Origin of the sequence: Bacillus paranthracis, assembly GCF_024296885.1 — a bacterium.
Taxonomy (GTDB): Bacteria; Bacillota; Bacilli; order Bacillales; family Bacillaceae_G; genus Bacillus_A; species Bacillus_A paranthracis.
This window is the reverse complement of sequence record NZ_CP101135.1, coordinates 1549747-1569047: the sequence shown is the minus strand read 5'-3', so window position 1 is coordinate 1569047 and position 19301 is coordinate 1549747. Positions and strand designations below refer to the sequence as shown.

Sequence of the window (19301 nt, the reverse complement as noted above, 5' to 3'; positions counted from 1 at the left end):
GATTCTTCACTCCTGCCCACATGACAAAACTAGTTGTTATTCGTCAAAGAAATCATTTTGTATGTCATTTATAGAAATGGTAACAATACAAAAAGGAGGTGCATGAAAATGGCAAAGAACAAAAACGAAAAAAAGAAAAAACAAAATAAACAAAATAAACCCGAAACTGGCAATCCAAAATTAGATGGTCCAAACTTCCCTGCTACATAAAGTGAAACTTCTTTAATCTCTTATATTCATTACGTTTTGAGATTAAATGTTTACCACGCATAGTAGGGTTACTTCACATTAAGAAGTCCCGTCTTCATTTATGAAGACGGGACTTCTTTTTTATTATATCACGAACTCATCCATCCTTTTAACAAAACGATTTACGGTGGAAGCAATATAGATTTGCTCCCTCTTTCTTTTATACCATTCTGTTATATCAACTTCACCCGTATACTCTTCTCGTAAAAATAGTTCATTTATTTCCGTATCTCTACAAAACCAATCTCTCATACTTATTTCATCATGTGCAACAGCAGGATAAACTTCTCTAAGAGCTGGTGTACAAGATTTTCTAGCTTCACTTACATAACATTCATAATCTGCTCTTGATCCTGTGTGTATCGTTTGCGATGCAAATCTATGGAATAAACTTTTGTAATTCGGATGGAACAGTAACGCTGCTAATTTCTTTCCTAGTTCTATACGCTTCTGTAACGTTTCAAATTGATAAACTGAAAAACCATACACCTTCCCTTCAACGGTTGGGAATATAACGGCACTAATATGGAACATTTCTTGTAATTTAAAAAGGGCTGTATGGAATACATGTTTTTTAAAGTATGCATTCTCAATAACTGGTTTTTGAATTTTATTTTGTTCATTTATAATAAGCGCTGTCATAAGTCTATTTATATCTTTTTTCTCCCAAAAATATATCCATTCTTTTTCCATAAAAATGGATACGTTAAAATATTGTAACAAATGGAATAGTGGGATCTGCCTCCTCTTACTTTCTTCGTATAACAACAGCTGAGGAAATGCATCTAAAAAAATAATCCAATTCGCTTCTTCATAAGTCAAAAACAAATGTTTTTTTACTGTTTGAGGTAAAACAGTAGCATAATACCTCCCTTGTAAATCAGTCATATTCCACCCCGCATTTCTCGAGACCATACTCGCTAAAAAAGCCCACCTAATTTCACTATTTCTTACATAATATTCTTGATAACACTGCGTTCGAGAAATGTTGTCCATATTAGCTATTTCTATTTCCCTCTTCATGTTGTAAACCATTGTTTTTTCTTTCTCTGTACAGACCGTATTTTTACGATATTGTTTAATTTTTTCATAATCATTCCATGTAAACATGAATAAGTCATCATACCTTTCTGCAAAAAGGTCACATCTTTTTTCATTTTTTGTTATAATCACCTTTGTAAGTAATTCTTAGCAAGTTGGGAGTGGACACACTATGACCATTCGTTACCCAAATGGAAAACGGTACAATCAAGCTTCACAACCTCATAAAACACCAATTAAAAAACATACTTATAGTAACAGAGGTATGTCCCTTGAAGAGGAATTGAATGAAACGAATGAATATTACTTAACCCATAATATTGCATGCGTACATAAAAAACCTACACCTCTTCAAATTGTAAAAGTAGATTACCCCGCTCGAAGTGCTGCAGTGGTAAAAGAAGCGTATTTTAAACAACCTTCTACAACAGATTACAACGGTGTATATAAAGGGAAATACATCGATTTTGAAGCGAAAGAAACAAAAAATAAAACGAGTTTTCCACTTCAAAACTTCCACCTTCATCAAATTGAGCATATGAAGCAAGTAATCGCTCATAATGGAATTGCATTTGTTATTATTAAATTTACACTTTTTGATGAACTTTATTTATTAGATGCAAAACATATTATTGCATTTTGGAATCGTCAAAATACAGGTGGAAGAAAATCGATTACGAAAGAAGAAATAGAAGAGCATGGATCTTTATTATCATGCGGTTATCACCCTCGGATTGATTATATCCGTGTACTAGACACGGTTTATTTTTCGTGATAGAGTCATCACTAAGGCTCTTTTTTCGACTTTTGGGGAGAGAATGAAAGGTAGGAGAAAGTATAATGTCAGATAATTATCGTTCTCGTACAGAACGAAATCATGTAAAAAATCAAAAGCAAGAAACAAATACAGAGAAAAAACCAAAGAAAAAAGGCTCCTTTTTTAAAAAATTCCTTATAGGTTGTCTACTTCTTGGTATCGTTGGTCTTGTAGCTGGCGTTTCCGCTTTCTTTGTTATGGTGAAGGATGCTCCAAAATTAGACAAATCAAAACTCGTCAATCCTTTATCAACAAAGTTTCTTGATAAAGATGGGAACTTTTTCTATGAATACGGTGCTGAAAAACGAACCCACGTTACGTATGATCAAATTCCAAAAGTAGTTGAAAATGCATTCCTTGCAACTGAGGACTCACGTTTCTATGATCATAATGGTATTGATTTTAAACGAACTACAAAAGCAGTTATGGAAAATGTCACTGGAGGTTTCGGATCTCAAGGTGGTAGTACGATTACACAACAAGTAGTCAAAAACTATTTTCTAACGATGGACAAAACTGCAAAGAGGAAAGTACAAGAATGGTACCTATCTTACAAATTAGAGCAACAATACTCTAAACATGAGATTTTAGAAATGTACTTAAATAAGATTAATTTAGGTAACCGTTCATATGGTATTGCGACAGCAGCGCAAAAATATTATGGAAAAGATTTAAAAGACTTACAGTTACATGAAGCTGCTATGCTCGCTGGTTTACCCCAAGGTCCAAACATTTATGATCCAACCAAAAAGGAAAATGTTGAACGAGCAACAAATCGTCGTAATGTCGTATTGTCATTAATGAATCGACATGGTTATATAACAAAAGAAGAAATGAATAATGCAGTTAAGATTCCAGTAACAGAGGGTCTTCAACCGTCTTCAGAAATAACTGAGATGAAGTATCAAGCATTTTTAGATGCGGTTGTAAAAGAAGTTGAAAAAGAATATCCTGATGTAAATATTGGTTCAGATGGTTTAACGATTCATACAACACTTGATCAAGATGCGCAAGATTATGCTGAAAAAATTATGGATGGCAATCTTATTAAGTATCCGAATGATCAATTCCAAGGGTCGTTCGTATTTATGGATACACAGTCTGGTGAAGTTCGAGCAATTGGAGCTGGGCGTAAAGGAAGTAAGTCTACTTTCAAAGGTCATAATATGGCTACCGATTTAAAACGCCAAGTCGGTTCAACAATGAAACCAATTTTTGACTACGGCCCAGCAATTGAAAATTTACAATGGTCTACATACCATCAATTAAATGACTCAGAGTATACGTATTCCAATGGTAAAAAGATACGAAATGCAACAAATAGTTACAAAGGTGACGTTTCACTACGTGAAGCTTTGAAAAAGTCATTAAACATCCCAGCTTTAAAAACAGCCCAAGCTGTTGGTCTTCCTAAGTCACAAGCGTTTGCTGAAGGTTTAGGTATGACATTTAAAGACGGCAAAACATTTGAATCAACAGCAATTGGTAGTAACGATAGTTCACCATTACAAGTAGCAGGTGCATATGCAGCCTTTGGTAATGGTGGGAACTACAATAAACCGCACTTCGTAAAAGAAGTTACCTTCCCAGATGGGAAAAAGAAAAGTTTTAAACCGAAAGAACAACGTGCGATGCAAGACTACACAGCTTACATGGTGACTGACGTTCTTCGTGACGTCGTAAAACCTGGTTCTGGCGGTACTGGTCCAACAGCATACGTTTCAGGTGTTGATGTTGCCGGTAAAACAGGAACACAAAACTTTGATGCAGACGTTATAAAAGAATATGGTATTCCAGCTGATGCAAACAGAGATAGCTGGTTCGCTGGATATACACCGCAATATACAATGGCAGTATGGACTGGGTACGAAAAAAATGGCCCAGAAAACTACATTAGTGATCGTTATACTAGAATTGCACAGCAAATGTTCCAAGTAATGATGAGTAAATTCGCTACAGATAAAACTCGTTTCGAACGCCCTTCTTCTGTACAAGAATTAAATGGTGAATTGTATGTAAAAGGCGCTAAAAAGGATGCAGTGAAACAAATTAAAGTAGATGCACCTAGTGGTCTTAATGTCACTTTCGATGGCGCTAGCACAGTTACACTAAACTGGTCTGGACCAGCAGAAGTTGATGCGTATGCCGCAAGCTATAAAGCGACTGACGGTTCAAGCGGTAGTTTATCAATAAAAGGTACGACAGCTACTCTTGGTGGTATTAAACCAGGTGTTACTTATAGCTTCTCTGTAGTAGCGAAAAAAGGTACTGGAACAAGCCCGGCCGTTGGTGCATCCTTCACTGCGCCTGGAGGAACTCCAGACGCGAAGAAAGCTGAAGATGAGGCTGCTAAGAAGAAGGCTGAAGAAGAAGCTAAGAAAAAAGCCGATGAGGAAGCTCAGAAAAAGGCTAATGAAGATAAACTAAAACAAGAAGAAGCTAAGAAAAAAGCTGAAGAAGAAACTAAGAAACAACAAGAGCAGCAGCTTAAACAGCAAGAAGAAGCTCAAAAGAAAGCTGAAGAGGAAGCTAGAAAAAAAGCTGAAGAAGAAGCTAAGAAACAACAAGAACAACAACGTAAACAGCAAGAAGAGGCTCAAAAGAAAGCTGAAGAGGAAGCTAAGAAACAACAAGAACAACAACAAAATACCGGCGAAGATACACCTCACGCAGACGGAAATGTTGTTACAACAGAGTCTTAATACAAAAAAAGAAGTCCTTTCTCTTAACGAGAATAGGACTTCTTTTTTGTTATCATTTTCTTTACATATAGCTTTTCTATTTCAATATACAACTGCGCTAACTGAATATAAGAATGATAATTATTCGGTTTCTTTATAATGAACGAATATCGCTCTATAAAATTAACTGGTTGTACTTCCAACTTACTCGTGTAATCTGCCATTTTGTTCAAACAATGAACAGGTTGCTCGTTTAGCCAATATACAATTGATAATAAATGTGCTGCAAAAAGAATCATCGGACCTTCAGCTTCTTGTTTCTTTCTGTTTCGAAATAAAGTAGCAATGTCCTCATGCTTATTTTTCCATACATTCAATAGTACCGGAATACTGTTTTCAATTTCATTCCACGGCTCATATTGTCTTTCCATATCATATATAAAATAAGTCTTTTGTATTGTTTCTTCAAATGACTGTTCTGTATAATACGCAATCGAATTTATACTTTCTTTAAAAAATGGTAAGCACCGAAATTCTCTCGGTATTTCTATCACTCGCTCCATCCTTTATTTCCCCTTCATTCGCTTCTTTCCTTCTCGGCATACTTCTAGTAAAGGGCACTCTTCACATTGTGGTCGCTGCGCTTTACAGTGATAACGTCCAAAGAAAATCATACGGTGATGTGTAACGCTCCATTCATCCATCGGAATTTTCTTCATTAATGTCTTTTCTACTTCTAACACCGAATCTTTCCATCTACAAATCGCTAACCGTTTACTCACTCTCTCTACATGCGTATCAACAGCAATTGCCGGAATACCAAACGCTACCGAAACAACTACGTTTGCTGTTTTCCGACCTACACCTGGTAACTTCGTAAGCTCATCTCGATCTTTCGGCACTTCCCCATTGTAATCATCTAATAACATTCTGCACAATTTTTGAATGTTTTTTGCTTTATTTCTATACAAACCAATAGAACGTATATCTTGTTGTAATTCTTCTAGCGAAACACTTAAATAATCTTCTGGTGTTTTATATTTTTGAAATAAATTTTTCGTCACTTTATTTACAAGTGCATCTGTACATTGTGCAGATAATGCTACCGCGATTACTAGTTCAAATGGATTATCATGAATTAATTCACAATGTGCTTCTGGGTACATATCCGCCATTGTGTCTAAACAATAGCGAATTTGCGTTTTATTTAACATATACTTCCTCCTACATTACTGCTCCAACCAATTATAAAAAGGCACTTTTCCAGTAAATTTCGTCTCTTGTTTTGTCGTTTGCTGCGTTCGTTGTTGATTTGCTCTAAATTTCCGTCCTTGGTTTTGGGCTTGATCTACTGTTTTAATACCATTCTTTTTCCATTCAAATAAAATACGATCAATATATCGGAAATTAAGCTTACCACTCATTACAGCTTCCCTGAGGGCCGCTTGAATTAAATTCGGATGATGTTGATCTTGATCTTCCCACATTCCCAACGTTTCACATTCAAATGGAGAAAGTGGTCTTCCAAATTCTTTTTCAAATACTGTATATAAATTTACTTGCAATTGCTTTATTTCTTTTTGTTCTTCCTCTATTGATTCATTCATTAAGAAATGCAATATTTTTTCCCATAGCGGTTGTAAAGAATAACTTTCACACATCATCGCTTCTGATTTTTGTCCACCTTCTAGTGATAAAAAACCTTTTTGAATCAATGCCTGAATTACTTCCATACATTTCATTTCGGTAATCGTCATCCGTTCTGAAATCTCTGACGGAGTCGGAAACGAATTGCCCGATTCTAAAAATGTATGTACATGAAGTACAACCATAAATTCCGTTTCATTTAACCCTAATTTTTTATAATGCATCATAAGTAATTTTGGAATTGCAATGCTTCCCTGCTCAAACCACTGTAACATCATTTTCTTTTTCATCACCAAACACCTCGCTCTCTAGTATAACACACCTTTCGCCATTTCTTTTTGCCACAATTCGTCAAAAAAACCTCCCTATTATGTAGGAAGGTTTTTGTATTACATTAATAAAATATACAATTAAGCTTGCACTTTACTTTTCATAAACGTGTGAATACGTTCTAATGCTTTCTCCACTTGTTCAAGAGATGTCGCATATGATAAACGAACGTTATTTGGAGCACCAAATCCTGTACCTGGTACAAGAGCTACTTTTTCCTCTTCTAATAGAGCTTTTGCCCAATCATCAACAGTTTCGTATCCTGATAAAGCTACTGCTTCTTTTACATTAGGGAATAAGTAAAATGCACCTTGTGGTTTAATGCAAGTAAAGCCAGGGATTTGAATTAATTTATCATAAATAATGTTTAATCTCTCTTCAAATGCTTGACGCATTGTTTCTACAGGTTCTTGTGAGCCTGCATATGCCGCGATTGCGCCGTATTGAGCGATTGAAGTAGGGTTTGACGTACTATGACTCGCTAAGTTCGTCATCGCTTTAATAAGCTGCTTATTTCCTGCTGCATATCCAATACGCCATCCTGTCATAGAATGAGATTTAGATACACCATTAATAATAAGTGTTTGTTCTTTTAATGCATTAGAAAGCTGGGCAACCGAAGTATATTCTGCTCCACCATAAATTAATTTCTCATAAATTTCATCTGAAACGATTAAAATATTGTGTTCTAAACATACTTCTCCAAGCTGTTGTAATTCTTCTTTGCTGTAAATCATTCCTGTTGGATTGCTCGGTGAATTAATAATAACTGCTTTCGTTTTCTCTGTAATTGCCTCACGCAGCTGCTTCGCTGTAATTTTGTATTCATTATCTTCAAGGCCTTCTACATAAACTGGCTTACCACCAGCAAGCTTTACTTGTTCCGGATAACTTACCCAGTATGGCGTAGGGATGATAACTTCATCACCTTCATCAAGTAGCACTTGGAATAATGTATATAATGCATGCTTTGCGCCGTTACATACAATAATTTCAGACGGATCATACGCAATTCCTTGATCGCGAGTAAACTTCTTCACAATTTCTTGTTTTAACGCTTGTAACCCACCTGTTGGTGTATATTTCGTATGTCCTTCTAACATCGCTTTATGTGCAGCATCCATAATATGTTCTGGCGTATTAAAGTCAGGTTCTCCTGCCCCTAATCCAATTACATCATGACCTTCTGCTTTTAATGCTTGTGCCTTTGCTGTAATTTCTAAAGTTGCAGATGGTGTTAAAGCAGCTACTCGCTTTGCTAATTTCATTTGTAGTTCCCCCTACATCTATTTTTCAATGCTGTATCGTCGTAAAAACTGCCCATCTTTAAATGCAAGATAGTAATAACTATAACGATTTTCATCATCAATATATGTAACTTCCCATAATGGTATATTGTTTTCAAAGCCTAATTTTATTTTTAAAATTTCTTTAGGCTTACTTTTGTGCTCTTTACTGTCATCTCCGACTTGTTCAATCGTTCTTTGTAAAGCCTCTTTTTCAGAAATACCTTCACTCTTTTTCCTTACTATAGTTTCCCCTTTTTTCTCAGGCACCCAAACGATAAGTTGTTCTCCTTTTTCATCTGTACCTTGTACGACAGTATATGAAGATTCTCCGTTATAATAATCCACAGATTTTACTTTTACAAGCTTTGCTTTTTCTTTTGCAATTTCTACAGATTTTGCCTCTTTAGGGATTTTCTTTTCCATTGCTTTATTATAAACATACGCCCCATATATTCCGCTAGCAACGATTACGATAACGATTGCAAAGATCCACTTTTTCATTGTATCACTACGTTCTGTAAATCGTAAATACAGCTGTTTCTTTATCTTTTTCGTCTAATGCTAATCCGAACATGAGGTCCTGCTCTTTTAACGTACGATTCAAACTATCAACGATTTTATACAAGTCAGACGAATATTTAATACGCGTCGTTGATAGGACTTCGATTTTCTTATCCATGAAAAAACTCCTCCGTTACACAAAAATTTCTAATTATAGAAGAACGCAATGCGGTTACAATAAGAGTACATTCTTTACAACCCCTGCTTCATCACCCATCTATTATAGCAGGACATGTACAGCAAAAAAAGGTTTCAAGTCGAAAACCGATACATTTTGTATACAAGAAGTAAGAAAAATAAAATTCCTCCTACCCACATTTTTTACGCCTGAAGTTTACATGCACTTCAGGCGTATTTTTCCTTCCAATTTTATTCAATTGACCGTTCCTTTAATTGTTCTAACAATTCTTCTAGAGGGCCTTCATAAAGCGGAACAGTTGGAATTGATTGTAAAAAACGTTTTCCATAGGAAGCGCTTGTCAAACGACGATCTAGTACAAACACCGTTCCGGTATCTGTACTTGTTCTAATAAGACGACCAAATCCTTGTTTGAAACGCAGTATTGCTTGCGGGAGTGCTAACTTAGCGAATACGTCCTCTCCTTGATTTTTTAACCACTCTCCTTTTGCTTCCATCATCGGTTGATGAGGAGGCGTAAAGGGAAGGCGGACAATAACAAGACAACTAAGGGCATCTCCAGGTATATCTATCCCTTCCCAAAAACTACTTGTTCCTAATAAAATTGATTTATCGAACTCTTGAAACTTACGAATGAGACGACTTCTGCTCTTATTATTCACACTTTGCGTTAATAATAAATAGCCTTCTAATTCCTCATCATTTTTCAAATTCGTATACGCTTCTTTCAACATTTCATATGAAGTGAACAAAACAAGCATTCTACCTTCTGTAGCTTTCGCTATTTTTGCAATATGAGCCGACACAGATTCAATATATTCTTCATTACTTGCTTGCTTAATAAAGGGCACATCCGTTGAAACCATTAATTTCATCTGTTCTTCAAAATGGAATGGTGATGGGACCTGTAATGTATTTGGAGCAAAATCATGTAAGCCTAGCTCTTCTTTTATATAGTCAAATGAATCGTTTACTGTTAGCGTTGCTGATGTGAAAATAACACTCTTTTTCTCTGTTAAAAATTCATCAGCAAATCTTTCACCAATATGAACAGGTTGCCCATATAAAACAGTTGAATGAATGGTTCCCTTCGTTTCAGTTTCCATCCATGTCACATATGAATTTTTTTCTAAAATGAGTACTTGTAAAGATTGCGCCATCTTTCTCAACAACTCAATTAAATGCATAAATTCACCTGTAACAACATGCATTTCCCATTCTAATTTACTTTGCAATATATCAACTTGCTTCTCAAGTGTAGAGAGTAATTTTCTTACATCATATACAAAGCGATTTGTTAACTCGGTAATACTATCCCATAACTTACCTTTCTCTACTTCCGTGTTATATCGATAAATGAGTGGCATATTGCTGATCCCTTGTTCCTGCTTTGTTTGTTTAAAGATGAATGCACGTAACATTTGGAATAGCTCATCCGCATCAAATTTCAATTCCTTCAAACTATGACTTACCATGCGGAAAGTAGAACGGGAGGCTTGCTCTGATTTTTTCATCATTTTATATACTTTAGAAAGTACATCATCTGTTTCTAGCGTACCAAGACGAGATAAAACTAGCTGGAAATACATACAGGAGAACTGTTCACCTAATGTTCTACTCGCTGCTTCCTCGATATGATGAGCCTCATCAAAAATAATATGTTCACATGAAGCAAACAGTGGTTCTTCACTTGAAAAATCTTGAAATAATAACGCATGATTTGTAATAACGATATCTGCAAATAATGCTCTATTCTTTGCTCGTTGATAAAAACAACGACTAAACCAGTTGCTTTGCATCCCACCCGGACTATGTACATCACTACAAATCCGGTTCCAAAGTAACTTTCCGCCCTCAGGAATATTTAATTCATCACGATCGCCCGTTTCCGTTTGCAATAACCACACTAAAATTTTTGCCTTCGTGAGCGCCATATCATAATTCTTCTCTTCTTCTTGCAAAGCATATTCAAATTTATGTAGACAAAGATAATGCTTTCTTCCTTTCAGAAGAGCTACTTCAAATGAAAATGGCATTATTTTCTGTAATAATGGAATTTCTTTTTCTAGTATTTGTTGCTGCAGTTGTACAGTTTGGGTACTTATGATGACAGGTTCTTCTTTTTTCTTTGCAAAATAAATACTTGGAAGCAAATATGCAAGAGTCTTTCCTGTTCCTGTTCCTGCTTCAATTAGTGAAAACCTAGAATCTCTTAGCGCTGTATATATTTCCTTCATCATACTCTGTTGGCTTTCTCTTTTTTCAAACTTTGGCATATTCGACTCAAGTTTATCAATTGTCTTATGCAAGAAAGCATCAAATTTAAATGCACATGTTTCACTTAAGTTTAAAGAATAATTCCGTTTTCGAAGGGCAATATTTCGATACACTTCATATCCCTCTGCTCCTTTTTTACCATGCATCATTTTCTTTAAAATATTTTCAGAAAGCACATCCGCTATATCACTTTGAAACACATCACTCAATTCATAAAGCGATTGCAAGGTGACAAGGGGTAACTTCTCAATTTCATTTAAAAATTGTAAAAACAATTCCGCTGTTGCAAGAGCATCACTATCCGCACGATGCGGTTGATCATGCTCTAATTCGTGTTGTTTAGCTAAATCACGTAATTTATAACTATCAGCCGTTGGCAAAAGAATTTGCGCCAACTCAACTGTATCAACTTTTGGACAATGTATTTCTGTATATCCAGCCTGCCTTAATTCTTCCGTTAAAAAATTCCAATCAAAGTGAACGTTATGTGCAACGAAAGCTGCACCTTGTAATAGCTCAACAACCATTGGGGCTACATCTTCAAATAACGGGGCTTGCTTAACCATACTCTCATCAATCCCTGTTAACTCTGTAATAAATGGTGGAATCTCTCTCTTCGGATTAATAAAAGATGAAAAAATCTCTAATATCTCTCCATCTTCCACTACAACAGCTGCAATTTGGGTAATTTTATCTTTCCCATCCTTCCAGGAGTTCCCTGTCGTCTCTAAATCCACAACGACATAACGCTTACTCATATATGTAACACCTCAATTTCTTACCTATCAAACAGAAAATTATATAATGTTACTATACCACGTTTTATCTCATCTTAATGAAAAGATGCACAAAAAAGGCTATCTCCATAATAGAGATAACCTTCTTACTTATAATATCGTACCCGCTTTTTCAGCACCTAACATTTCAATAATTTGATTATCATCGTCTAATACTGCAATTTTCGGCTCTTGTTTATGAATATTTTCTTCTGCCACTAAACCGTAGCAAATAATAATAACTTTATCTCCTGGCTGTACAAGCCTTGCAGCTGCACCATTCAAACAAACAACACCGCTACCACGTTCTCCTTTAATAACATATGTCTCTAAGCGAGCACCATTATTATTATTTACAATTTGGACTTTTTCGTTTTCTACAATATTTACTGCATCCATTAAATCTTCATCAATTGTAATACTACCTACATAATTTAAATTTGCTTCTGTTACTGTTGCGCGATGTAGCTTCGCTCTCATCATTGTGCGAAACATAGATGCTCCCCCTTATTTAACCGTTAATGTTATATTGTCAATTAATCGTACATTGTCAAATTTAACTGCAATTGCTAAAATGATTCGTCCTTCAATTTTATCCACTACTTGTAGTGAAGGATACGCATATAAATCAGCATAATCTACAGTGCCTTTCGTATACGTCTCAATATACTCTTTCACAAGAGTTGTAATGATTTCTGCATTACGTTCTCCTGTCTCAATTCTTTCTTTCGCTATACATAGACTGCGGTATAAATGAAGAGCCTCTTCACGCTCTTCTGGTGATAAATACACGTTACGAGAACTTTTGGCTAATCCATCTTCTTCCCTTACAATATCCACCGGTACGATTGTAACCGGAATATTAAAATCAGCGACAAATCCTTCAATGACAGCAACTTGCTGTGCATCTTTCATACCGAAATAAGCACGTGTTGGCAATGTAATATTAAATAGTTTCATTAGTACAATCGCAACACCAGCGAAATGACCAGGTCTTTGTTTTCCGCATAACACATCGGTACGCTTCACAACTTCTACTGTTGTCGTTTGTTCTGCTGGATACATTTCTTCTACGCTCGGATAAAATAAATAATCTACACTGTTTTCTTTTGCTACATTTTCATCTCTATCAATATCACGAGGGTATCGATCTAAATCTTCATTTGGTCCAAACTGTAGCGGATTAACAAACACGCTTAAAACTACAATTTCATTTTCTTCTCTTGCCTTACGTAATAAAGTCGCATGACCTTCATGTAAATAACCCATCGTTGGGACAAAACCGATACTTTTTCCACTTGCACGTAGTTCGTTTGTAATTTGCTGCATCTCTTGCACTGTATTTATGATTTTCATTATTGTTTTCCTCCGTATAACGCTAAACATTCTTCCTCTTTCATTGTGAATGAATGTTTTTCTTCCGGAAATTGACCTGTCTTTACTTCAGTTACGTATTGTGAAATCCCTCGCACAATCTCCTCTTGAACAGACGTATATTGCTTAACAAATTTCGGAACACGATTTACGCCATATGAGATAAGATCATGATAAACGAGTACTTGCCCATCCACTTTTTGTCCTGCTCCAATTCCAATCGTTGGAATTGTTAGTTGCTTCGAAATAAATTTTGCTAGCTGCATTGGCACACATTCTAATACAAGTGCTATCGCACCAGCTTCCTCACATCTCTTCGCATCTTCTATTAATTTTTTTGCACTTTCAGCATCTTTTCCTTGTACTTTATAGCCACCTAACACTCCTACAGATTGAGGAGTTAAGCCTAAGTGTGCCACGACAGGAATTCCCGCACTCGTCAAGTAATGAATAGTTGATATCACTTCTCCTGCACCTTCTACCTTCAGTGCATGAGCACCACTCTCTTGAACGATGCGGCGTGCATTCACCATCGTATCTTGAGGCGACACATGATACGACATAAATGGCATATCAGTTACAATAAACGTCTCTTTCGCTCCTCGGCGTACAGCTTTCGTATGATGAATCATATCCTCTACTGTTACAGGTACTGTTGAATCATAGCCGAGCACAACCATCCCAAGGGAATCTCCAACTAAAATCATATCAACTTCCGCTTCTTCTGCTAACTTAGCAGATGGATAATCATACGCCGTTAGCATTGTAATCGGCTCACCTTGCTCTTTCATTTTCAAAAAATCTGTTTTTGTTTTCAAAAACTACTCCTCCTTTATACAGGAGAGAGGAGATGGCCGAAATCATATAAAAAACCCCTCTGGCCATAAAAGGGCAGAAGGGTTGTGTATTAGTCGGCATTATTCATCCCTCTGTCCCAGTCCGTTATTGGATCAAGGCAGAATCCAAGTTATTATTTTTCGTATCGCTTCGAATCATGGTGCAGTTCGCTCTGATACTGCCCACATTCGAACTAATTATAGCAAACTCCAAAAAGGAATTACTACATTTTTTTGAAAAAATAATTTTTATTCTTATTACGGTATGTGAAATTTATAAGTGAACGATTCAATCATAGAAAGATAAACTTTTTAAATACATGGTATAACTCATAAAATAATGATGCAGGTTAATTGAGGAGATATACTTACAAAAGGAGAATTGCAAATGTCTATAAACAAATGGTTATTTCGATTCATCGGTTTTCTTGTGATGCTTGTGGTAATAACAACTTTAAATTCCCTCAATGTATTTGCCTCAGTTAACGACTTGGCACAACCTATTGCGTCAGCGAAAGTGATTGAAGTTGAGCTAAACGATGATTACTTTAATCCAAACGTCATCACGATTCCAATTAACGAATCAACAACATTACTGTTGAAAAATAAAGGTAAGAGTGAGCATACCTTTACAATCAAAAAACTCGGTATTGATGTCGTCGTCGAGTCAGGAAAAGAAAAAAACATTACCGTGAAACCTAACAGTGCCGGTACATATGAATTAATATGTCGATACCATCTCCTCAAAGGAATGGAAGGTAAAGTAATCGTAAAATAAGAAGCAAACTCAACTGGACGATCTTTTAAAATAAAACTTAAATATTAAAAGATTTTATTAATATGGAAATAAAAAAGAAGTTCCAAAAGAGGAACTTCTTTTACTTAATTTCGATATCCGCAGAATGAATATGATGTACTTTTCCTTCATGGTCTTCTAGGAGCAATACACCATCCTCTGTAATTCCTTTTGCTATCCCTGTAATTGTCTCTCTCATCGTTCGAGCGTTAATTTCTTTCCCGATGCTTACAGCGTAACTTTCCCAAAGAATTTTAATGACAGAGAAACCATTTTGTAAATACTCTTCATATAATTTTTCTAGTTGTAAAAAGATTTGTTGCATAAGCTCCGCACGAACAATTGGCTTACCAGATTCAATCGCTAAAGAAGTAGCAATATGCTGAATTTCCTCATCAAAATGTTCTTGCTTTTGATTCGCATTAATACCAATACCCATAATGACAGCATTAATTTTATCAGGATCAGCTTGCATTTCTGTTAATATTCCTACAGCCTTTTTCCCTTGAATTAAAATATCATTCGGCCATTTTATTCCTACGTTTACACCTGTGAACTTTTCAATTGCTTGCGCAACGCTAACAGCGGCTAATAAAGTAAGTTGTGGTGCATGTTGAACCGGGATTGATGGACGTAAAATAATACTCATCCAAATTCCTGTTCCTTTTGGTGAATGCCATTTTCTGCTTAAACGACCTCTACCCGCTGTTTGTTCTTCTGCCACAACAATTGTTCCTTCTTCTGCACCTTCATAAGCAAGCTTTGCTGCAATATGTTGCGTCGATTCAACGGACTCTTCAAAATACACTGTTCTACCAATATGTTTCGTTTGTAACCCTAACTGTATTTCATTCGCAGTCACTTTGTCTGGCTTACTTGCAATTCGATAACCTAATCGACGCACAGCTTCAAGTTCATATCCCTCATTCCGAAGGTCCTCCATATGTTTCCACACAGCAGTTCTTGAGCAACCAAGTTTATCACTAATCGTTTGACCAGATACAAACTCGCCATCCGCTTCCGAAAAAACTTGCAATAACTGCTTTCTTATAGTAGATTGCATTCTTGCAGCCACTCCCTTATACACTCTTTCTCATTTACTACGTTTCCTTGTACAATTGCTTCTTCAATTTTTTGAATCATTTCAGCAACCCACGGACCTGGCTTTTTACTTGCCCAGTTTAACAAATCATTCCCAGTCACATTCATCTCTTGTCGATTCTTAATTGGCAATGCTTGAAACAACGTTTGTACCCGGTTAACAGCTGTATGATCATAGCTTTCAATCATCGCTTCATATACTCTTTCTGCCATTTCAGCTATATGAATTCCCGTTTTATAAAGAAGAACTGTATCCCAATCCTTCTCCTTTCTCTTACGGATTGTTAATAAAACTGCGACGATATCTTTTATTTTTTTATTCGAAAACTTCCATTGACGTAAAAAGACAGCTGGATGTTCTTCCCCGATACAATATAAGAAAAACGCCCACGCCTCAATGTCTGCTTCAAAAGAATCCCATTTATACTGCGTAGCTTTTAACAATTTCTCTTCTGACATCTGTAAATATGGTAGATGAGAAAATAGTTTCGTTTCTACTAATTCTTTGAGAGCCTTCACACAATATGTGCCAGTTAACAGTTTTTCAAACTCCACTGTAATTCTCTCAATTGCTATATGTTCCAGCAAATGTCCATATGTTTCAATTGCTTGCTTCGTTTTCGTCTCTAAAGAAAAACCTAACGTACTTACGAACCGAATACCACGCATCATTCGCAGGGCATCTTCTTGAAACCGATCCGCAGCATTTCCCACTGTCATAATTTCTCTCTTTTGAATCGCTTCCTGTCCAGCAAATAAATCAACCATTTTTCCTTCTTCTGTCATTGCAATTGCATTCATTGTGAAATCACGACGTTTTAAATCCTCTTCTAATGAACGAACAAATTGAACACTACTAGGTCTTCGAAAGTCTTCATATTCACTCTCTGTTCGAAAAGTGGTTACCTCATAAGGCTCACCATTTTCTACTACAATTACAGTTCCATGTTCAAGACCAACAGGAACATGTCTTGGAAATATAGCCATCACTTCTTCTGGTAAAGCAGATGTCGCAATATCAATATCTCCAATCGGCCTATCGATAATAAGGTCTCTTACGCTTCCACCGACAAAGTAAGCCTCATGCCCTTGTTGCTTTAAAGTCTCAATAATAGAACTAGCTTTTTTAAATCTTTCCATTTTTGTCATCCCTTAGTACATCATAGTAAATCGTTTCATATTGTGAGACGATTTTTTCAGAGCGAAACTGCTCGTAAACACTTTCTCTTGCTCGCTCTCCCATATTACGGTGAAGTTCTTCATCCTTTAATAGCTGAATGGCTTGATCTGCCACTCCTGTTGTATCGCCAACTTCACATAAATATCCTGTATCACCATGTTGAATGACTTCTGGAATACCTCCAACCCTTGTTCCGATACAAGGTACACCACACGCCATCGCTTCTAATAAAACAAGACCAAAACTCTCCTTCTCTGATAAAAGCAACATTAAATCACTCATCGCAAGTAGTTCTGCAACATTATCTTGCTTCCCTAAGAATAAGACGCGATCTTCAATATGTAAATTTTTCACCAACTGTAAAATCGTGCAAAATTCTGGTCCATCTCCAACAAGAAGCAACTTCGCATCTACTTCTGTAACAATTTTAGCAAATGCCTGCACAACATCTTGCACACGTTTCACTTTACGGAAATTTGAAATGTGAATAAGTATCTTTTCACTCTCACTTATACCGTATTCTTTCTTTAATTGGGTCATATCACGTTTGAAATATACACGTTCGTCTATAAAGTTATATACCGTTTGAATGCCTTTATTTGGTTTTACAAGCTCATGCGTTTCGTTAATTAATGAATGCGAGACAGCCGTCACAACATCAGATTGCTCAATACCAAAACGAATTAAATTATTTAGCGAAGGGTCGGATCCTAACACAGTAATATCTGTTCCATGCAAGGTTGTAACAATTTTAATACGCTCTCCAATCATTTGTTTTGCTAAATAAGCACAAATGGCATGTGGTATTGCGTAATGCACATGTAAAATGTCTAGGTTTTCTCTTTGTGCAACCTCTGCCATTTTACTCGCTAACGCTAAATCGTATGGTGGATATTGAAATACAGAGTATTGATTTACCGTCACTTCATGAAAATAAATGTTTGGATACACTTTATTTAACCGGAATGGTAAACCCGATGTAATAAAATGAATTTCATGCCCGCGTTCCGCTAATTGCTTTCCTAATTCTGTTCCAACAACTCCAGAACCACCTACAGAAGGATAACATGTAATACCTATTTTTAATTTCATTTACATCCCCCTATTAAATCAGCATGTAATAAAACCGGTTTCTTACTCATAAACCCTTCGGCATATAAGACTCCAACTTCTTTTCCAAACATTTTCTCACGAGCGACTACAGTTTCAACGTAACCTTCTGTTAACGGCGTTTTCACACCATCACTCCCTGTTGAAAACTGACTTTCATACGCTTCTAATGCTTCCACCTTTTGCGATACGTATTCACTAATATCTATACAAAAATTCGGTTTATGAAAACCATTAATCATATAATGATAAAAAGACTCCACACGATGTGGTGGAACCTCTGGCATATATTTGCGAATTCCCGCTGAAAAAATAGCTTCTTCCACAAGTTTTGCACAATTTGCATGATCTGGATGACGATCTTCATAATACGGCGCAAAAACTAGTTTTGGTTTATATGTACGAATTACCTTTACAATTTCACGTATATACTCTTCTTTCATATACAAACCACGGTCTGGCATCGCTAAATTTAGTCTCGTTTTTACTCCCATTATACGAGCTGCCGCCTTTGCTTCTTCTTTTCTTAACTCTATCGTTCCATTAGAAGAAAGATCAGCTTCCGTTAAATCACAAATACCTACTTCATACCCTTGCTTCGTATATTTAGCAATGGTACCCGCCATGCCGATTTCAACATCATCGGCATGGGCACCAAACGCTAATATATGTAATCCACTCATAATTGTTCCCCTCATTTTCTTAACTTGCGGTAATCTAAATCTCCTCGCTCTAATGCGTGCATTAACATTTCAGCACTTGCCATATTCGTCGCAAGTGGAATTGCATATACATCACATAAACGAAGCAATGCATTCACATCCGGTTCATGCGGTTGTGCTGTTAATGGATCGCGGAAGAAAATTACCATGTCTAAATCATTTTTTGCAATCATTGCACCAATTTCTTGATCGCCGCCAAGAGGACCAGATTGATATCTTGTTACAACTAAGCCGGTCGCTTCCATAATACGAAGTCCTGTCGTTCCTGTTGCAAATAATTCATGTTGTTCAAAAATTGGTTTATATGCGTATGCAAACGAAACCATGTCATTTTTCTTTTTGTCATGTGCAATTAAGGCAATTTTCATCCGTTGT

20 protein-coding genes are annotated in these 19301 nt (G+C 36.2%); 4 read left to right on the top strand and 16 right to left on the bottom strand.

Translation table 11 applies throughout. From position 1 onward, the window contains the following. Nucleotides 1-33: 33 nt before the first annotated feature. The gene (locus NLJ82_RS08035; RefSeq protein ID WP_001982922.1) at nucleotides 34-210 is read left to right on the top strand and encodes a hypothetical protein; all 177 of its coding nucleotides are present in this window, start codon (nucleotides 34-36) and stop codon (nucleotides 208-210) included. Between the two features lie 123 nt (nucleotides 211-333). Here NLJ82_RS08035 and NLJ82_RS08030 read toward each other — a convergent pair whose 3' ends face one another. Beyond that, a complete protein-coding gene (locus tag NLJ82_RS08030; protein WP_041185207.1) occupies nucleotides 334-1359 on the bottom strand; it encodes a DUF2515 domain-containing protein in 1026 nt (341 codons plus the stop codon). A 103-nt stretch (nucleotides 1360-1462) separates the two neighbouring features. Here NLJ82_RS08030 and recU point away from each other — a divergent pair, with 103 nt between their 5' ends. Continuing rightward, the gene (gene recU / locus NLJ82_RS08025; protein WP_000155592.1) at nucleotides 1463-2065 is read left to right on the top strand and encodes a Holliday junction resolvase RecU; all 603 of its coding nucleotides are present in this window, start codon (nucleotides 1463-1465) and stop codon (nucleotides 2063-2065) included. Between the two features lie 65 nt (nucleotides 2066-2130). Then, the gene (locus tag NLJ82_RS08020) at nucleotides 2131-4809 is read left to right on the top strand and encodes a PBP1A family penicillin-binding protein (RefSeq protein WP_254754651.1); all 2679 of its coding nucleotides are present in this window, start codon (nucleotides 2131-2133) and stop codon (nucleotides 4807-4809) included. Between the two features lie 23 nt (nucleotides 4810-4832). On the opposite strand, the gene NLJ82_RS08015 is transcribed toward NLJ82_RS08020, so the two are convergent. The 10 genes from NLJ82_RS08015 to panB form a co-directional block, all read right to left on the bottom strand. Beyond that, nucleotides 4833-5351: a YpoC family protein gene (locus NLJ82_RS08015; RefSeq protein WP_000442680.1), complete on the bottom strand. Its 519-nt coding sequence runs from the start codon at nucleotides 5349-5351 to the stop codon at nucleotides 4833-4835. 3 nt (nucleotides 5352-5354) lie between these two features. Next, the gene (gene nth, locus NLJ82_RS08010; RefSeq protein ID WP_000933025.1) at nucleotides 5355-6002 is read right to left on the bottom strand and encodes an endonuclease III; all 648 of its coding nucleotides are present in this window, start codon (nucleotides 6000-6002) and stop codon (nucleotides 5355-5357) included. Between the two features lie 15 nt (nucleotides 6003-6017). Beyond that, on the bottom strand, nucleotides 6018-6725 hold the full coding sequence (gene dnaD, locus NLJ82_RS08005) for a DNA replication protein DnaD (protein WP_000728540.1): 708 nt from the start codon (nucleotides 6723-6725) through the stop codon (nucleotides 6018-6020). A gap of 120 nt (nucleotides 6726-6845) precedes the next feature. Beyond that, entirely contained in the window at nucleotides 6846-8033 is a 1188-nt protein-coding gene (gene aspB, locus NLJ82_RS08000; protein ID WP_000761548.1) for an aspartate transaminase AspB, read from the bottom strand. Between the two features lie 18 nt (nucleotides 8034-8051). Continuing rightward, on the bottom strand, nucleotides 8052-8555 hold the full coding sequence (locus tag NLJ82_RS07995) for a cell wall elongation regulator TseB-like domain-containing protein (protein ID WP_000758749.1): 504 nt from the start codon (nucleotides 8553-8555) through the stop codon (nucleotides 8052-8054). 7 nt (nucleotides 8556-8562) lie between these two features. Continuing rightward, on the bottom strand, nucleotides 8563-8733 hold the full coding sequence (locus NLJ82_RS07990; protein WP_000358352.1) for a YpmA family protein: 171 nt from the start codon (nucleotides 8731-8733) through the stop codon (nucleotides 8563-8565). A gap of 251 nt (nucleotides 8734-8984) precedes the next feature. Then, complete coding sequence (dinG, locus tag NLJ82_RS07985) at nucleotides 8985-11789, bottom strand: ATP-dependent DNA helicase DinG (protein WP_000044929.1); 2805 nt, start codon at nucleotides 11787-11789, stop codon at nucleotides 8985-8987. A 129-nt stretch (nucleotides 11790-11918) separates the two neighbouring features. Continuing rightward, nucleotides 11919-12302 carry an aspartate 1-decarboxylase gene (gene panD / locus NLJ82_RS07980; protein ID WP_000490176.1) on the bottom strand — a complete coding sequence of 128 codons (384 nt, stop codon included), beginning with the start codon at nucleotides 12300-12302 and terminating at the stop codon, nucleotides 11919-11921. Between the two features lie 12 nt (nucleotides 12303-12314). Further along, nucleotides 12315-13163, bottom strand: coding sequence for a pantoate--beta-alanine ligase (gene panC, locus NLJ82_RS07975; RefSeq protein WP_000691780.1), 849 nt, complete (start codon nucleotides 13161-13163; stop codon nucleotides 12315-12317). Next, nucleotides 13163-13999, bottom strand: coding sequence for a 3-methyl-2-oxobutanoate hydroxymethyltransferase (panB, locus tag NLJ82_RS07970; RefSeq protein WP_000853115.1), 837 nt, complete (start codon nucleotides 13997-13999; stop codon nucleotides 13163-13165). Before panB ends, panC begins: the two co-directional genes overlap by 1 nt. A gap of 406 nt (nucleotides 14000-14405) precedes the next feature. On the opposite strand from panB, the gene NLJ82_RS07965 reads away from it, so the two are divergent. Further along, the gene (locus NLJ82_RS07965) at nucleotides 14406-14795 is read left to right on the top strand and encodes a cupredoxin domain-containing protein (protein WP_000026410.1); all 390 of its coding nucleotides are present in this window, start codon (nucleotides 14406-14408) and stop codon (nucleotides 14793-14795) included. A gap of 100 nt (nucleotides 14796-14895) precedes the next feature. Here NLJ82_RS07965 and NLJ82_RS07960 read toward each other — a convergent pair whose 3' ends face one another. From NLJ82_RS07960 to mgsA, 5 genes are read right to left on the bottom strand one after another with little or no spacing between them, the layout of a single operon-like run. Further along, the gene (locus tag NLJ82_RS07960; protein WP_001192049.1) at nucleotides 14896-15876 is read right to left on the bottom strand and encodes a biotin--[acetyl-CoA-carboxylase] ligase; all 981 of its coding nucleotides are present in this window, start codon (nucleotides 15874-15876) and stop codon (nucleotides 14896-14898) included. Continuing rightward, nucleotides 15861-17054, bottom strand: coding sequence for a CCA tRNA nucleotidyltransferase (locus tag NLJ82_RS07955; protein ID WP_000439306.1), 1194 nt, complete (start codon nucleotides 17052-17054; stop codon nucleotides 15861-15863). Before NLJ82_RS07955 ends, NLJ82_RS07960 begins: the two co-directional genes overlap by 16 nt. Next, nucleotides 17041-18186, bottom strand: coding sequence for an N-acetyl-alpha-D-glucosaminyl L-malate synthase BshA (gene bshA, locus NLJ82_RS07950; protein ID WP_000768302.1), 1146 nt, complete (start codon nucleotides 18184-18186; stop codon nucleotides 17041-17043). The genes NLJ82_RS07955 and bshA overlap by 14 nt, the downstream gene beginning before the upstream one ends. Continuing rightward, nucleotides 18183-18887, bottom strand: a complete 705-nt coding sequence (gene bshB1 / locus NLJ82_RS07945) for a bacillithiol biosynthesis deacetylase BshB1 (protein WP_000015666.1) — start codon at nucleotides 18885-18887, stop codon at nucleotides 18183-18185. Before bshB1 ends, bshA begins: the two co-directional genes overlap by 4 nt. A gap of 11 nt (nucleotides 18888-18898) precedes the next feature. Next, nucleotides 18899-19294 (bottom strand): methylglyoxal synthase, encoded by a 396-nt coding sequence (mgsA, locus tag NLJ82_RS07940; protein ID WP_000684765.1) that lies wholly within the window; start codon nucleotides 19292-19294, stop codon nucleotides 18899-18901. Between the last annotated feature and the right edge of the window lie 7 nt (nucleotides 19295-19301).

What these genes read in the sequence shown, in the direction of transcription:
- NLJ82_RS08030 (WP_041185207.1), bottom strand. Translation starts at nt 1,359, where the DNA reads ATGTTTACATGGAATGATTATGAAAAAATTAAACAATATCGTAAAAAT.
- recU (WP_000155592.1), top strand. Translation starts at nt 1,463, where the DNA reads ATGACCATTCGTTACCCAAATGGAAAACGGTACAATCAAGCTTCACAA.
- NLJ82_RS08020 (WP_254754651.1), top strand. Translation starts at nt 2,131, where the DNA reads ATGTCAGATAATTATCGTTCTCGTACAGAACGAAATCATGTAAAAAAT.
- NLJ82_RS08015 (WP_000442680.1), bottom strand. Translation starts at nt 5,351, where the DNA reads ATGGAGCGAGTGATAGAAATACCGAGAGAATTTCGGTGCTTACCATTT.
- nth (WP_000933025.1), bottom strand. Translation starts at nt 6,002, where the DNA reads ATGTTAAATAAAACGCAAATTCGCTATTGTTTAGACACAATGGCGGAT.
- dnaD (WP_000728540.1), bottom strand. Translation starts at nt 6,725, where the DNA reads ATGAAAAAGAAAATGATGTTACAGTGGTTTGAGCAGGGAAGCATTGCA.
- aspB (WP_000761548.1), bottom strand. Translation starts at nt 8,033, where the DNA reads ATGAAATTAGCAAAGCGAGTAGCTGCTTTAACACCATCTGCAACTTTA.
- NLJ82_RS07995 (WP_000758749.1), bottom strand. Translation starts at nt 8,555, where the DNA reads ATGAAAAAGTGGATCTTTGCAATCGTTATCGTAATCGTTGCTAGCGGA.
- NLJ82_RS07990 (WP_000358352.1), bottom strand. Translation starts at nt 8,733, where the DNA reads ATGGATAAGAAAATCGAAGTCCTATCAACGACGCGTATTAAATATTCG.
- dinG (WP_000044929.1), bottom strand. Translation starts at nt 11,789, where the DNA reads ATGAGTAAGCGTTATGTCGTTGTGGATTTAGAGACGACAGGGAACTCC.
- panD (WP_000490176.1), bottom strand. Translation starts at nt 12,302, where the DNA reads ATGTTTCGCACAATGATGAGAGCGAAGCTACATCGCGCAACAGTAACA.
- panC (WP_000691780.1), bottom strand. Translation starts at nt 13,163, where the DNA reads ATGAAAATCATAAATACAGTGCAAGAGATGCAGCAAATTACAAACGAA.
- NLJ82_RS07965 (WP_000026410.1), top strand. Translation starts at nt 14,406, where the DNA reads ATGTCTATAAACAAATGGTTATTTCGATTCATCGGTTTTCTTGTGATG.
- NLJ82_RS07960 (WP_001192049.1), bottom strand. Translation starts at nt 15,876, where the DNA reads ATGCAATCTACTATAAGAAAGCAGTTATTGCAAGTTTTTTCGGAAGCG.
- NLJ82_RS07955 (WP_000439306.1), bottom strand. Translation starts at nt 17,054, where the DNA reads ATGGAAAGATTTAAAAAAGCTAGTTCTATTATTGAGACTTTAAAGCAA.
- bshA (WP_000768302.1), bottom strand. Translation starts at nt 18,186, where the DNA reads ATGAAATTAAAAATAGGTATTACATGTTATCCTTCTGTAGGTGGTTCT.
- bshB1 (WP_000015666.1), bottom strand. Translation starts at nt 18,887, where the DNA reads ATGAGTGGATTACATATATTAGCGTTTGGTGCCCATGCCGATGATGTT.
- mgsA (WP_000684765.1), bottom strand. Translation starts at nt 19,294, where the DNA reads ATGAAAATTGCCTTAATTGCACATGACAAAAAGAAAAATGACATGGTT.